Annotated in this window: 13 protein-coding genes; 6 read left to right on the top strand and 7 right to left on the bottom strand. The window is 61.2% G+C overall.

What is annotated here, in order from left to right; translation table 11 throughout:
- The first annotated feature begins 308 nt into the window (after positions 1-308).
- Positions 309-794 carry an acyl-CoA thioesterase gene (locus CCOS864_RS00815; RefSeq protein WP_010222782.1) on the top strand — a complete coding sequence of 162 codons (486 nt, stop codon included), beginning with the start codon at positions 309-311 and terminating at the stop codon, positions 792-794.
- On the opposite strand, the gene pdxY is transcribed toward CCOS864_RS00815, so the two are convergent.
- Positions 791-1663 (bottom strand): pyridoxal kinase PdxY, encoded by an 873-nt coding sequence (pdxY, locus tag CCOS864_RS00810; protein ID WP_115084612.1) that lies wholly within the window; start codon positions 1661-1663, stop codon positions 791-793. The genes CCOS864_RS00815 and pdxY overlap by 4 nt on opposite strands.
- Positions 1664-1781: 118 nt before the next feature.
- Between pdxY and CCOS864_RS00805 the strand changes: the two genes are divergently transcribed.
- Positions 1782-2174 (top strand): DUF3301 domain-containing protein, encoded by a 393-nt coding sequence (locus tag CCOS864_RS00805; protein WP_010222780.1) that lies wholly within the window; start codon positions 1782-1784, stop codon positions 2172-2174.
- On the opposite strand, the gene CCOS864_RS00800 is transcribed toward CCOS864_RS00805, so the two are convergent.
- The 3 genes from CCOS864_RS00800 to zigA are packed head-to-tail and all read right to left on the bottom strand — an operon-like array spanning position 2171 to position 5001.
- Positions 2171-3142 (bottom strand): CobW family GTP-binding protein, encoded by a 972-nt coding sequence (locus CCOS864_RS00800; RefSeq protein ID WP_115084611.1) that lies wholly within the window; start codon positions 3140-3142, stop codon positions 2171-2173. The genes CCOS864_RS00805 and CCOS864_RS00800 overlap by 4 nt on opposite strands.
- A gap of 42 nt (positions 3143-3184) precedes the next feature.
- Positions 3185-3793, bottom strand: coding sequence for a DUF1826 domain-containing protein (locus tag CCOS864_RS00795; RefSeq protein WP_115084610.1), 609 nt, complete (start codon positions 3791-3793; stop codon positions 3185-3187).
- Complete coding sequence (gene zigA, locus CCOS864_RS00790; RefSeq protein WP_115084609.1) at positions 3793-5001, bottom strand: zinc metallochaperone GTPase ZigA; 1209 nt, start codon at positions 4999-5001, stop codon at positions 3793-3795. The genes CCOS864_RS00795 and zigA overlap by 1 nt, the downstream gene beginning before the upstream one ends.
- A gap of 119 nt (positions 5002-5120) precedes the next feature.
- Here zigA and CCOS864_RS00785 point away from each other — a divergent pair, with 119 nt between their 5' ends.
- Together CCOS864_RS00785 and folE2 are read left to right on the top strand one after the other, a co-directional pair.
- Positions 5121-5507: a glutamine synthetase gene (locus CCOS864_RS00785; protein WP_115084608.1), complete on the top strand. Its 387-nt coding sequence runs from the start codon at positions 5121-5123 to the stop codon at positions 5505-5507.
- A gap of 24 nt (positions 5508-5531) precedes the next feature.
- Complete coding sequence (gene folE2 / locus CCOS864_RS00780; RefSeq protein WP_115084607.1) at positions 5532-6419, top strand: GTP cyclohydrolase FolE2; 888 nt, start codon at positions 5532-5534, stop codon at positions 6417-6419.
- A gap of 6 nt (positions 6420-6425) precedes the next feature.
- Here the strand turns inward: folE2 and CCOS864_RS00775 are convergent, their stop codons facing one another.
- Entirely contained in the window at positions 6426-6953 is a 528-nt protein-coding gene (locus CCOS864_RS00775) for a DUF3617 domain-containing protein (protein ID WP_115084606.1), read from the bottom strand.
- A gap of 127 nt (positions 6954-7080) precedes the next feature.
- On the opposite strand from CCOS864_RS00775, the gene cls reads away from it, so the two are divergent.
- Positions 7081-8520 carry a cardiolipin synthase gene (cls, locus tag CCOS864_RS00770; RefSeq protein ID WP_115084605.1) on the top strand — a complete coding sequence of 480 codons (1440 nt, stop codon included), beginning with the start codon at positions 7081-7083 and terminating at the stop codon, positions 8518-8520.
- Positions 8521-8526: 6 nt separating this feature from the next.
- Here cls and cfaB read toward each other — a convergent pair whose 3' ends face one another.
- Complete coding sequence (cfaB, locus tag CCOS864_RS00765; RefSeq protein WP_115084603.1) at positions 8527-9711, bottom strand: C17 cyclopropane fatty acid synthase CfaB; 1185 nt, start codon at positions 9709-9711, stop codon at positions 8527-8529.
- A gap of 209 nt (positions 9712-9920) precedes the next feature.
- Here cfaB and lpdA point away from each other — a divergent pair, with 209 nt between their 5' ends.
- Positions 9921-11321 (top strand): dihydrolipoyl dehydrogenase, encoded by a 1401-nt coding sequence (gene lpdA / locus CCOS864_RS00760; RefSeq protein ID WP_115084602.1) that lies wholly within the window; start codon positions 9921-9923, stop codon positions 11319-11321.
- On the opposite strand, the gene CCOS864_RS00755 is transcribed toward lpdA, so the two are convergent.
- Positions 11322-12527 (bottom strand): benzoate/H(+) symporter BenE family transporter, encoded by a 1206-nt coding sequence (locus tag CCOS864_RS00755; RefSeq protein ID WP_115084600.1) that lies wholly within the window; start codon positions 12525-12527, stop codon positions 11322-11324.
- Between the last annotated feature and the right edge of the window lie 96 nt (positions 12528-12623).

The following is a 12623-nucleotide window of genomic DNA, read 5'->3' as shown; positions in this document are numbered from 1 at the left end:
CCTGGTATCCAGAGACAAGCCGCAACTCACCCGATGAATTGTCTGATTGAGTTGCGGGTACATAGCGTTTTAAATGTAGGAAGCCCACGTTGCATGGGCCTCCTCAGGTTAACACCGCCGCTTGTCGCAAATAGCCGGTGCAATATGAAGAAACAGATCGACCAAAGCATCGCTGCAAATGGCACAAACAGCGTGACGGCAAGGCCGCTGTCAGCGTCCCGTCTACGTAGATGGGAATCGTATTGGGGGAAAGAAGCGTGAATAGCAATCGCCACCCCGCCTCAGCGCAACCTTACCGTGAGCACACTATGGAACCTGGAAACGCCCAGCTGTCGATGACCGTCCTGATGACCCCGGACATGGCCAACTTTTCTGGCAACGTCCACGGCGGCACCCTGCTCAAATACCTCGATGAAGTGGCCTATGCCTGCGCCAGCCGCTATGCCGGCCGTTATGTGGTGACCCTGTCGGTCGACCAGGTGGTCTTTCGCGAACCGGTGCATGTCGGCGAGCTGGTGACCTTCCTCGCCTCGGTCAACTACACCGGCAACACCTCGATGGAAGTCGGCATCAAGGTGGTCACCGAAAACATTCGCGAACGTTCGGTGCGCCACAGCAATAGCTGCTTCTTCACCATGGTCGCCGTCGACGATGACCGCAAGCCGGTGGCGGTGCCGCCGCGCCAGCCTGAAACCAGCGAGGAAAAGCGCCGTTTCCTGCAGGGCAAACAGCGCCGGCTGATCCGTCAGGAGTTGGAAAAACGCTATCAGGAGCTCAAGGGCGACGCCCTTTAAAAGGCCAGAGGCTGCGCTGCAAAGCGCAACCGCGGGTGCACGATGCGGTCCTGGGCACGCACCAGCTCCAGCTCGTAGCTGGCGCAGGCCTGGGTTTCCAGCAGCACTTCGTGCACCGCGGCGGCGGTGAACTCAAAAGCCGCCACCCAATCCTCGCCCAACAGCAAGCGCGCCAGGAACAAGCCTGAAGTCAGGTCGCCAACGCCTACCGGCTGGCGGGCAAACGCCAGCAGCGGGCGGCGGATATGCCAGCTGCCTTCGGCAGTCACCAGCAGCATTTCAAAGTCTTCGGCACCACGCCCAGGATAAGCCAGGTGCTTGACCAGGATCGCCTCCGGGCCCCGCGCCAGCAGGCTGCGGGCCATGTCGACACAGTCTTGCAGCGACTCGGCACGGCGCCCGCAGAAGCTGTCCAGCTCCAGCTGGTTCGGGCACAGTACATCTGCGCTGGTCAGCGCTTCTTCAACCAGAAACTCGCTGACCTCGGCCGGGACGATACAGCCCTTCTCCGGATGGCCCATCACCGGGTCGCACAGGTACAAGGCGCGCGGGTTGGCGGCCTTGATCCGGGCCACGCCGCTGAGGATCGCCCGCCCCTGCTCGGCACTGCCCAGGTAGCCGGACAACACTGCATCGCAATTGCCCAGCTCACCGATCGTCGCAATCCCCTCTACAAGTGCAGGTATTTGCGCTGGAGCAAGCACTTCTCCGGTCCACTGGCCATACTGAGTATGGTTGGAGAACTGCACGGTATTGAGCGGCCAGACCTTCACCCCGACCCGCTGCATGGGAAACACCGCAGCGCTGTTGCCGGCATGGCCGAATACCACGTGGGACTGGATGGCGAGCAGATGCGGTGTACGTTTCATGCAGGTCTTCCGAAGCGTAGGAATGAAAAACAAGGCGCGCAGTATGGCGCTAAATGCCACCTGTACGACAGACCGGGGAGGCAGTTAAGCTGGGCATACCTCGTTGGAGCATATGTAAATGTTGACCCTGGGAAATCTCTTCGTGCTGATGCTGCTGGCCACGGCAGGCGCCTGGTTGTGGCATAACCACGGCTTGCGTGAAAAGGCCCTGGAGCGGGTCAAGCAGCACTGCGCCAAGCTTGACCTGGAACTGCTCGATGGCAATGTCGCGCTCAAGCGCATCGGTTTCGTGCGCGACGCCAACGGCCGCAAGCGCCTGGCCCGCGTGTACAACTTCGAATTCACCGTGACCGGCGAACAGCGCCACCCCGGTACCGTTACCCAGTTCGGCGCCCACACCATGCAGATCGAACTGGCGCCCTACCCGTTCGAGATCAAGACGCCTCAACACCACGACAATGTCGTCGAGATGAACCAGTGGCGTCAGGATCATAACCGCTGGCGCAACTAGGCGCGGCAGGCCAGCATGGCTTGCTTTAGTCGTTCAGGGTCTTGCGGCTCGACGAAGATCAGCTCCAGCCGCGAGTCGCGGCGCCATTCACTGCTGCTCCACAGCAACGAAGGCTGCCCTGCCAAGGCGTTGATCGACTGCCAGCCGTCCAGGCTGTGGATAACTGCCTTGGCGCGGCGCCAGTCCAAGCCCTTCAGAAAAAGCTCCACGCGGCTACGATCAAACACCTGACTCGGGTGCCATCGCCAACCTATGCTCCAACCCTCCGCGGCCTGCTGAATACTGCAAATAGGCTCCTGCGGATTTGTCCACAGGCTGCTGACAACCCCGGAAACATTGACCGCCGCCAGCTTATCCACAGCGCCGGAAAATGGCGCTGCAGCGCTTTCCACAGGCACTTCGGACAAGGGTATCTGGCCAAAATCGGTCCAGAACAGACGGGCAGCAGGTAGCTGAGAAGTTATCCACAAGCGCTGTTGTGTCTCCAACCCGGCGGATTTGTTCAGCACCAGCAACCCGGCGCTGGCCAGGGTGGATTGTTGTGCTTCAGGCAGGGCAAAACCTGCAGCCAGTTGCTCGGCATCCAGCACCAGCACTGCCGGTTGTACCGCCAACACCCCCTGCCAAGGCGGCAAACGCAGCTGCTCAAGCAACTGCAACGGATGGCCTAATCCGGACGGCTCGATAAACACCCGATGCGGCCTGGCCTTGCGCAGCAACCGACCCAGGCCGACCTGGAACGGCATGCCGTTGACGCAGCACAGGCAACCGCCGGCCACTTCACCCAGGGCAATCCCATCGTCATCGGTAGCCAGCAGCGCCGCATCCAGGCCAATCTGGCCAAACTCGTTGATCAGCACAGCCCAGTGCTCATCGGCGGGCCGCTGCGCCAGCAACTGACGAATCAGGCTGGTCTTGCCGGCACCGAGCGGACCGGCAATCACGTGGGTAGGAATGTTCTGCAACATGGGACGGAGAGTGCCTGAAATTTTCACCACTATGCCGCTATTTCAGGCCATCCAGTCAAGGCTGAGGATCAGACGACGTTCGCCGTTCACCAGCATCGGCGAACGATGGACCAGCCCGGCGCCCTGATTGCCGAGCCATTTCTCGCCCTTGAGCAAAGCCACCTCGCCCACGGCCAACTGGCGGACGGCATTGGCATCCGGTTGTTCCCGGGCGAGCTGCGATCGGTCGACTGCGCCTTCTTCCAGCCATTCACTGCCCGGGCCGGCGTAGGTGCTCAGCAAACGCAGGGGGACATGATCGACATGAAACCGCGGGCACATGGCGTTGCTCAGCGCCTGTAACCGCAGTCCGACACGCCGGGCATCAAGCAGGCAAGCGTAGGCGGCTACCAGCCAGGCAACATCGGTCAGAAACGCCACGTGGCCCTCCAGGTCGGCATAACCGCCCAGCAAGCCACTGAGGTCCGGCAGCTGTTGCTGCTCATCCAGTACGATGACCCGGCTTTCACCGAGCGGTTGGTTCAGCGACAACAGCAACCGGGCAAAGTCCTCGATCTGCACCGGCAGACGCCGCTGCCACACCGCGAGGTTCACGCCATCCTGCAACGCCTCGGTGAGTACCTGAGGGGTTTCGCCGAATGCCTGGCGCATCACGCCGCTTCCTCGTCGAACCAGGGGCCAAACGGGTCGGACAATTGCCGCCAGCTGTGCACGCCTGCGGCCATTTCTGCATCGCTGAGCAGGCAGGCCGAGAGCTCGGCATCCAGCCGGGCGAAGTCGATGTTCTGCCCAATGAACACCAGCTCCTGGCGGCAATCGCCGCATTCGGCATTCCAGTTCTTGAGGATGGCTGCAGTACTCTGCTCATCCTGCGGCCAATGCTCGCGTGGAACAAAACGCCACCAGCGCCCGGCAAAACCATGGCGCATCATACCGCCCGCTTGCGACCAGCTCCCGGCGTCCTGGTGCTTGCTGGCCAGCCAGAAGAAGCCCTTGGAGCGCAGCAGCCGGCCGTTGTCCCAGGGCTTGTGGATAAAGTCGAAAAAGCGCTGCGGATGCAGCGGCCGGCGCGCTTGCCAGGTAGTGGCGGCAATGCCGTACTCCTCGGTTTCCGGCACATGCTCCCCGCGCAGTTCCTGCAGCCAGCCGGGCGCCTGGGCGGCGCGCTCGAAGTCGAACAGACCGGTGTTGAGGATCTGTTGCAACGGCACCTGGCCCATGACCATCGGCACAATCTGCGCCTGGGCGTTGAGACTGCGCAGAATGGCACTGAGCTCTTCGCGCTCGGCGCTGCTGATCAGGTCGATCTTGCTCAGCAGAATCACGTCGGCAAATTCCACCTGTTCGATCAGCAGGTCACTGATCGAGCGCTCATCTTCTTCACCAAGGGTTTCGCCACGGCTGGCCAGGCTTTCGGCTGCCTGATAATCACGCAGGAAGTTCAAACCATCGACCACGGTGACCATGGTGTCCAGGCGTGCCTGGTCGGCCAGACTGCGGCCTTGCTCATCACGAAAGGTGAAGGTCTCGGCTACCGGCAACGGCTCGGAGATGCCGGTGGACTCAATCAACAGGTAATCGAAACGCCCCTCACGGGCCAGGCGGGCGACCTCTTCGAGCAGGTCTTCACGCAGGGTGCAGCAGATGCAACCGTTGCTCATCTCCACCAGCTTCTCTTCGGCGCGGTTGAGGCTGACGTTGCGCTGGACCTCACTGGCATCGATGTTGATTTCACTCATGTCGTTGACGATCACCGCGACCCGCAGGTTGTCGCGGTTTTTCAGCACGTGATTGAGCAGCGTGCTTTTGCCGGCACCCAAAAAGCCGGAGAGCACGGTGACGGGAAGACGGTTGGGCATGGGGGCTATCCTCATCAGGGCGAGTGCATTCGAACGATGCATTGCGCAATGTTATATTATAACAATACAATCTCGCCAACCCACTTCGCTCAGAACATGACCAAAGGCCGACCTGAAAGATGAAATCGCGTTGCTTGTTTGCCTTTGCCGCATTGCTGCTGTGCGAGTTCGCCAGCGCGAACACCGCGCCCCTCAGCAACGGCCTGGCGCTCTGTACCCGCAGCGCAACACTGCTTGCCTGCAGCGATGCCCAAGGCAATTACTACAGCGTGCAAACCCAGGGCAGCACTACCTACCTGCGCGGCTTTGAAATGGAAGGTCGCAGGCTATGGGCACAAACCAACAGCCGTTATGGCCAGCTGACCTTTTACACAGGCGTGGCGAGCAACGGTGAAACCTGGGTCGGTTACAGCCGGCGCGTGGGTTGGACCACCTTGAACAGCGTGTCCAGTTCCACCGGGCAGCGTTTCAATCTGCGCTGCAATCGCCTGAGCGGCTGCCAATAGTCTTCCTTGAAAAGTGAACCACTGATGAGCGCTTTCACCCTTCCTGACATTGCTGCCCAAGCCACTAACAGCCAGTTGCCACTGGATTGGGTGGGCATGAGTGGTATTGCCCTGCCCCTACGGATCAATGGGCAGAATTTGCCAGCAAGTGCCGACGCGGGTGTCAGCCTTGATGATGGCGCCTCTCGGGGCATTCACATGTCACGCTTGTACCTGGCGCTGGAAGCTCTAGAACAACAAGCGTTGAGCCCTGCGTTAGTGAACGGAGTTCTGGAGCGGTTTCTCGATAGTCATATCGGGCTTTCCGCCAGCGCGTTCTTGACCCTTCGTTTCGAACTGATGCTCAAACGACCTGCCCTGATCAGCCCGTTGGCGGGCTGGAAAGCCTATCCGGTTACCCTGGATGCGCAGATAAAAGACGGAGTGTTCCACGTGGAACTATTTGTCGATGTGGAGTATTCCTCCACCTGTCCCTGCTCCGCTGCCTTGGCTCGACAGTTGATTCAGCAGCAGTTCCTCACCGACTTTGGCAATCGCAGCTTGAGCCATGAAGCTGTCTTGAGTTGGCTGGGCAGTGCCGAAGGTATCGTCGCTACCCCTCACAGCCAACGCAGTGTGGCGAAGCTGCAGGTTCGTTTGAGGCAAGGGATTAACGAACTGCCGCTAGAAGCGTTGATCAACCAGGCCGAAAATGCCTTGGGCACTGCGGTACAAACTGCGGTAAAGCGCGCCGATGAACAGGCCTTTGCCTTGGCTAATGGACAGAATCTTATGTTCTGTGAGGATGCCGCCCGGCGACTGCACGTGGCCTTGAAAACCCTGCCCTGGCTCGGCGGCTTCAACCTGCGCGTGGAACATGCCGAAAGCCTGCACGCCCACGACGCAGTCGCTCACAGCCAATGGCGGTGGTGAGGCGCTTCAGGTTCGCGGTTTGACCGTACCGCAATCATTACCCAGCCACACCGCACGGGTGTTCATGCTGCCTTGCTGTTGCACGCCGGAGGCATTGAAGGTGCCGTTGACCTTGGTCAAGAACTCGCGGTCGCTGAGGAACTGAGCCTCACCATTGCCCTGGGCTTTCGGGCAGCTGAAGGTGAACTTCCAGACATTGCCGTTGCGCTCGGTGATTTTTTGAGTACAGCCGGACTTGGGATCCTGCAGCGGGATGTCATTGGTTTTCACCTGCTCAGGCGTCAGACAGGAACGTACGCCCTGACCGGCCACGCTGATCCCTTGCTTGGCCAGGCCACCCTCGATCATCGCCCGTTGTTCAGGCGGCAGGTTCTTCAGTTGGCCGAGCATGAAGCCCATGTCCGGCAACGGCTTGCCATCGACCTGCATGTTGCTGGTGGTCAGCTCCCACAGGCCAGGTTGCAGCACCTGCGCATGCACCAACGGGCTTGCCAGGCCCAGCACCAGTGCCAGCAGCGGAAGACGATTCTTCATGTAATGACTCCTCGAAACTCCAGCCCCAAGCTGGAACACAGCTTAGACGTCAATTTGTGCTTTCGGTTGCAAGTGCTGCCATGAACATGCTCTGTTAGGGGCAGAGCCTTCGGACAGCAGGATGCGTATGGATTACCACAGCCCCTACTTCTTCGGTTACCTCATTGGCGTGATTCACCTGCTTGGCGCAATCGCCGCCTTGCACGCAGTGTTCACCGTGCGCACGGCCCAGGGGGCCATTGCCTGGGCGTTGTCGCTGCTGTTCATTCCCTACTTCACCCTCATTCCCTATCTGGTATTCGGCAGCCGAACCTTCGATGCCTACATCCAGGCCCGGCGCCAGGCCAACCGCGAAATGCACGTGGCCATGGCCGACCTGAACTGGCGACCCTGGGTCGAGGAAGCCTTGGCCGCGCGCAACTCGGAATCCTATGGCGCACTGCGGGCGATGCCCAAGCTCGGGCGCATGCCGTGCCTGGCCAATAACCAGGTGCGCTTGCTGGTCGACGGCAAGGCCACCTTCGATGCGATCTTGCGCGCCATTGCTGGCGCTCGCGATACGGTGCTGGTGCAGTTCTTCATCATTCACGACGATACCCTCGGGCGGCAGTTGCAAACCCTGTTGCTAGAAAAAGCCGCCGAAGGCGTGAAGGTCTACGTGCTCTATGACCGCGTCGGCAGCCACGCCCTGCCTTCCGCCTACAGCCAGAAGCTGCGTGACGGCGGCGTGAACATCCGCGCCTTCGCTACCCGCCGCGGCTGGTTCAACCGCTTCCAGGTCAACTTCCGCAACCACCGCAAGATCGTCGTGGTCGATGGCCTGCAGGGGTTTCTTGGCGGGCATAACGTTGGCGATGAGTACCTCGGCGGCAACCCCAAGCTGTCGCCCTGGCGTGATACTCACGTACAGGTCAGCGGGCCGGTGCTGGCCTGCTTGCAGGAGTCGTTCGCCGAAGACTGGTTCTGGGCGTCGCGAAACCTACCGCCACTGATTCTGCCGGATACCTACCCGGAAGACGGTGTGCTCTGCCAGGTGTTGGCCAGCGGTCCGGCCGACCCACAGGAGACCTGCTCACTGTTCTTCGTCGAGGCCATTCACGCGGCGCGCGAACGGCTGTGGATCACCAGCCCCTACTTCATCCCCGACGAGGCCGTGTTCGCTGCCTTGCGCCTGGCGGTATTGCGCGGTGTGGATGTGCGCATCCTGATTCCTTCGCGACCGGACCACCGCATCGTCTACGCCGCCTCCAGCCTGTTCGCCTTCGAGGCGGTGCGCGCCGGGGTGCGTATGTTTCGCTATGAGCCGGGGTTCCTGCATCAGAAGGTGGTGCTGGTCGATAGCGAGATCAGCGCCATCGGCAGCGCCAACCTCGACAACCGTTCGTTCCGCCTCAACTTCGAAATCATGCTGCTGACGGTGGACCGCGAGTTCGCCGACCAGGTCGAAGCCATGCTCGCCCATGACTTCGATCGAGCCCGGGAGATCACCGCCGAAGACACTCGCGACACGCACCGCCTGCAACAACTGGGGATGCGTATCGCCAGGTTGATCTCACCGATCTTGTAAGGCGCTTCAGCGGTAGAAGTCTGCACGGGTCAGCGGCAGGTCATGGCTGCCATCGGCGAAAGGTTTCACCGCGAGGATCTGGTGCAGGTTGATCCAGCCCTTGGCAAAGGCGTAGGAACAACCGGCCAGGTACAGGCGCCAGATGCGCAGGGCCTTCTCTGGCACCAGCGCGCCAGCCTTATCGAGTTGTGCTTCGAGACGGTTGCTCCAATGTTCCAGGGTCCGCGCGTAATGCAGGCGCAGGCTCTCGACGTCGACGATTTCCAGGCCCGCCTCGCTGATCCGCGCACTGATCATCGACAGGTGCGGCAGCTCGCCATGGGGAAATACGTAGCGCTCGATAAAACTACCGGCGCCACGCCCGACCGGTCGTCCATCGGTGTGCTTGGACGTAATGCCGTGGTTCATCACCACGCCGCCTTCGCGCACTGCCCCGAACAGCCGCTGGCAATACAGCGCCAGGTTGGCATGGCCGACGTGTTCGAACATACCGACACTCACTACCTTGTCGAAGCGGCCGTCCTGGGGCAGGTCACGGTAATCAAGAATCTGCAGCTCCACCTGCCCTTCCAGGTCTTCGGCCTTGACCCGTTCACGGGCCAGCTTGAGCTGCTCCTGGCTCAAGGTGATGCCGAACACCTTGGCGCCGAACTCCCTCGCCGCATAGCGCGCCAGCCCGCCCCAGCCACAACCGACATCGAGCAGGTAGTCGCCTTTCTGCAGGCGCAGCTTGCGGCACAGGTGCTCGAACTTGTTCTGTTGGGCTTGCTCCAGCGTGTTGGTTGCCGATTTGAAATAGGCGCATGAGTACGCCATGTCGCTATCCAGCCACAGCTGGTAGAAGGCGTTGGACAGGTCGTAGTGGTAAGAGATCGCTGCCGCATCGGTAGCCTTGTCATGCTCGGTACGCACCGGCTGATCGTCTTCTTCATCCTTGAGCAAGGCCACGCTGAGTTCGTCGCAGACACGGATCACCTCAGCGATGGAGCCTTCCAGTTCCAGCTTGCCTTCAACGAATGCCGCACCCAGTTCATCCAGGCTCGGATGGGTCAGTTGGGTGATCAGTTGCGGATCCTTGACCAGGATGGTGACCTGCGGCTTTGGTCCCAGATCGAACGCATGCCCATCCCAGAGCTTCAATCGCAGCGGCAGTTGCAGGCTTTGCAGAACAGGTGGAAGTTGCGCAAGCATGAAATGAGCCTCCTTTTTTCATCGGACGTCTGTCGAAAAGGGTAGTTCATCTACAGCAAGTTTCAGCTAATGCCGACCATAGTCTGAGCCTATCTGCCCCGTTCCAGACCTTGCGACGCCTGATCAAGCCCGCGATCAATTGTATACAATCAATCGAATTGCGGATTAGTCTTGGCGCCATTGTCGATTCTTCATCCTGGAGTACAACAATGAAAAACTATGATGTGGTGATCATCGGCGGCGGGCCTGGCGGCTACAACGCGGCCATCCGCGCTGGCCAGCTGGGCCTGAGCGTAGCGTGCGTGGAAGGCCGTTCGACCCTCGGCGGCACCTGCCTGAACGTCGGCTGCATGCCGTCCAAGGCCCTGTTGCATGCCTCCGAGCTGTACGAGGCGGCAGTTGGCAGCGAGTTCGCCAGCCTCGGCATCGAAGTCAAACCAACCCTAAACCTTGCGCAGATGATGAAGCAGAAGGACGAAAGCGTCAGCGGCCTGACCAAGGGCATCGAGTTCCTGTTCCGTAAAAACAAGGTCGACTGGATCAAGGGCTGGGGCAAGCTCGACGGCGTCGGCCGGGTCAAAGTGACCGACGACCAGGGCGCTGTCACCGAGCTGCAGGCCAAGGACATCGTCATCGCTACCGGCTCCGAGCCAACGCCGCTGCCAGGTGTCACTATCGACAACCAGCGCATCATCGACTCCACCGGCGCCCTGGCCCTGAGTGAGGTGCCCAGGCACCTGGTGGTGATCGGCGCCGGCGTGATCGGCCTGGAGTTGGGTTCGGTGTGGCGCCGGCTGGGCAGCCAGGTGACCGTGGTCGAGTACCTTGATCGCATCTGCCCCGGCACCGATGAAGAAGCGGCAAAAACCCTGCAACGCTCCCTGGCCAAGCAAGGCATGAAGTTCAAGCTCGGCAGCAAGGTCACCCAGGCCAGCGCTTCGGCGCACGGGGCGAACCTGAGCCTGGAGCCTGCCGCTGGCGGCAGCGCCGAAACCCTCGAAGCCGATTACGTGCTGGTCGCCATCGGCCGGCGCCCCTACACCCAGGGCCTGGGCCTGGAAAGTGTCGGCCTTGAGACTGACAAGCGCGGCATGCTCGCCAACCAGCACCACCGCACCAGCGTGCCGGGGGTCTGGGTGATTGGCGATGTCACTTCCGGGGCGATGCTCGCGCACAAAGCCGAGGACGAAGCCGTCTCCTGCATCGAGCAGATCGCCGGCAAGGCTCATGAGGTCAATTACAACCTGATCCCGGCGGTGATCTACACCCGCCCGGAGCTGGCCAGCGTCGGCAAGACCGAAGAACAGCTCAAGGCCGAAGGGCGCGAGTACAAGGTCGGCAAGTTCCCTTTCAGCGCCAACAGCCGGGCCAAGATCAACCACGAGACCGAAGGCTTTGCCAAGGTCCTGGCTGACGCCCGTACCGATGAAGTGCTGGGTGTGCACCTGGTCGGCCCGAGTGTCAGCGAGATGATCGGCGAGTACTGCGTGGCCATGGAGTTCAGCGCCTCGGCTGAAGACATCGCCCTCACCTGCCACCCGCACCCGACCCGCTCCGAAGCCCTGCGCCAGGCAGCGATGAACGTCGACGGCAAAGCCATGCAGATCTGATCAGTCAGCCTGCACCCCTGCCCTGCCAGCCTGTGGCGTCAATCGCCGCAGGTTGAGCAGCCAGTGTGCGAACAGGCCGAAAATCAGCCCCCAAAACGCCGCCGACAAACCAAGAAATGACATGCCCGAAGCGGTCACGAGAAAGGTGATCAGCGCCGCTTCACGGTCACTCGGCACGCTCATCGCCCCGGCCAGTGCGCCGCCAATCGCCCCGAACAACGCCAACCCGGCCAGGGCCGCAATCAAGGCAGCGGGGAAGGCGGTGAACAGTGAAACCAGGGTCGCGCCGAATAATCCCAGCAGCAAATACAGCACGCCACCCCAAACCCCGGCCCAATAGCGGCGGCCAGGGTCGTCATGAGCCTCGCGTCCGGTACAGATTGCTGCGGTGATCGCCGCCAGGTTAAGGCCATGGCAACCGAACGGCGCCAGCAATAGGCTGGTCAGGGCATTGCTGGCAATGATCGGGCTGGCAGGTGTGCGATACCCGTCGTTGCGCAACACCGCGATGCCCGGCACGAATTGCCCGGTCAGGGCCACCATCACCAGCGGCAGGCTGATGCTCAGTACTGCATTCCAGCTAAACGCTGGCGTGGTCCATACCGGCGTGGCCAGGCCGATCACCAGTGCCGAGCTGTTCAACTCACCGCCCAGCACAGCAATGCTCACGCCGCAGACCAGCACCGCCAGCACCGCATAGCGCGGGGCCAGACGCTTGAACAGCAGGTAGCTGACGAACATCGCCAGCACCAGGGTTGGCTGCGATTTCAGCGAAACGAACAGACCCGTGCCGAAGCTGAACAGGATGCCCGCCAGCATCGCTGCCGATATGGCTGGCGGCAGCTTGCCGACGATACGGTCGAAGGCGCCGGACAGCCCCACCAGCAGGATCACCAGGTTGGCGACGATGTAGGCACCGACGGCTTCGGCAAAGGCGACTCCCGGCAACAACGCTACCAGCAATGCCGAGCCCGGTGCCGACCAGGCAATCACCAGTGGCACCTTGTAGCGCAGGCTGAGGATTACCCCGAGCAGGCCGCTGCCGATGGAAATCGCCCAGACCCATGAAGACAGTTCGGCCGCCGACAGCTGGGCGCTGTGGGCGGCCTGGAAGATGATCACCAAGGGGCCGGCGTAGGAAATCAGGGTGGCGATGAAGCCGGCGACCAGGGCGGAGAGGGAGAAGTCCTGGAATATTGTTTTCATGAATTTATCCAGTCGTGGGCTTCTGAAAGGCATCGCTGGCAAGCCAGCTCCCACAGGGTTTGCACTGAACCTTGTGGGAGCTGGCTTGCCAGCGAT

It is taken from the genome of Pseudomonas wadenswilerensis (genome assembly GCF_900497695.1).
GTDB lineage: Bacteria > Pseudomonadota > Gammaproteobacteria > Pseudomonadales > Pseudomonadaceae > Aquipseudomonas > Aquipseudomonas wadenswilerensis.
This window is presented reverse-complemented; position numbering and strand designations above follow the sequence as displayed.

Excerpts from the sequence above, each read along its gene's own strand:
- CCOS864_RS00815 (WP_010222782.1), top strand. The coding sequence starts at position 309 with ATGGAACCTGGAAACGCCCAGCTGTCGATGACCGTCCTGATGACCCCG.
- pdxY (WP_115084612.1), bottom strand. The coding sequence starts at position 1,663 with ATGAAACGTACACCGCATCTGCTCGCCATCCAGTCCCACGTGGTATTC.
- CCOS864_RS00805 (WP_010222780.1), top strand. The coding sequence starts at position 1,782 with ATGTTGACCCTGGGAAATCTCTTCGTGCTGATGCTGCTGGCCACGGCA.
- CCOS864_RS00800 (WP_115084611.1), bottom strand. The coding sequence starts at position 3,142 with ATGTTGCAGAACATTCCTACCCACGTGATTGCCGGTCCGCTCGGTGCC.
- CCOS864_RS00795 (WP_115084610.1), bottom strand. The coding sequence starts at position 3,793 with ATGCGCCAGGCATTCGGCGAAACCCCTCAGGTACTCACCGAGGCGTTG.
- zigA (WP_115084609.1), bottom strand. The coding sequence starts at position 5,001 with ATGCCCAACCGTCTTCCCGTCACCGTGCTCTCCGGCTTTTTGGGTGCC.
- CCOS864_RS00785 (WP_115084608.1), top strand. The coding sequence starts at position 5,121 with ATGAAATCGCGTTGCTTGTTTGCCTTTGCCGCATTGCTGCTGTGCGAG.
- folE2 (WP_115084607.1), top strand. The coding sequence starts at position 5,532 with ATGAGCGCTTTCACCCTTCCTGACATTGCTGCCCAAGCCACTAACAGC.
- CCOS864_RS00775 (WP_115084606.1), bottom strand. The coding sequence starts at position 6,953 with ATGAAGAATCGTCTTCCGCTGCTGGCACTGGTGCTGGGCCTGGCAAGC.
- cls (WP_115084605.1), top strand. The coding sequence starts at position 7,081 with ATGGATTACCACAGCCCCTACTTCTTCGGTTACCTCATTGGCGTGATT.
- cfaB (WP_115084603.1), bottom strand. The coding sequence starts at position 9,711 with ATGCTTGCGCAACTTCCACCTGTTCTGCAAAGCCTGCAACTGCCGCTG.
- lpdA (WP_115084602.1), top strand. The coding sequence starts at position 9,921 with ATGAAAAACTATGATGTGGTGATCATCGGCGGCGGGCCTGGCGGCTAC.
- CCOS864_RS00755 (WP_115084600.1), bottom strand. The coding sequence starts at position 12,527 with ATGAAAACAATATTCCAGGACTTCTCCCTCTCCGCCCTGGTCGCCGGC.